The 359-nt window shown below is 61.8% G+C and carries 1 protein-coding gene; it reads right to left on the bottom strand.

The window, feature by feature from the left end:
- The coding region (locus SB822_RS55495; protein WP_410858896.1) for a TonB-dependent receptor at nucleotides 1-359 on the bottom strand (359 nt) is incomplete at both ends.

The raw sequence follows: 359 nt of genomic DNA on the forward strand, positions 1-359 counted from the left end.
ATTGTCGTAGCTGTTGTTGCCGTTCGACTGGAGATAGCGGGCGCCCGCGTCCCAGTGGTCGGTGAACTTAGGGCGCAGCGAAGCGGAGATGCTCTCGTTCAGATAGCCGTTCGCATTGGGGTTCGCATTCGGCGCCTCAGGGGGATTGAGCGCGGAAAAACCGTCGTCTTTCGAACGCGCGAGCGAGATGTTGAAGGGCGTGCGGCCGTCCTTATCCAACGCGCCGTTCCCGCCTCCCGGTTGTGGCTGCGTGTGGTAGCTGCCGTAGCCCACGGAAAAATTGAAACGCGGCGGATGATCGCCGCCGTCTTTCGTGAACACCTGGACCACGCCTCCAATCGCGCCCGAGCCATACAACG

This window comes from Paraburkholderia sp. SIMBA_054 (genome assembly GCF_046534875.1).
Classification (GTDB): Bacteria; Pseudomonadota; Gammaproteobacteria; order Burkholderiales; family Burkholderiaceae; genus Paraburkholderia; species Paraburkholderia hospita.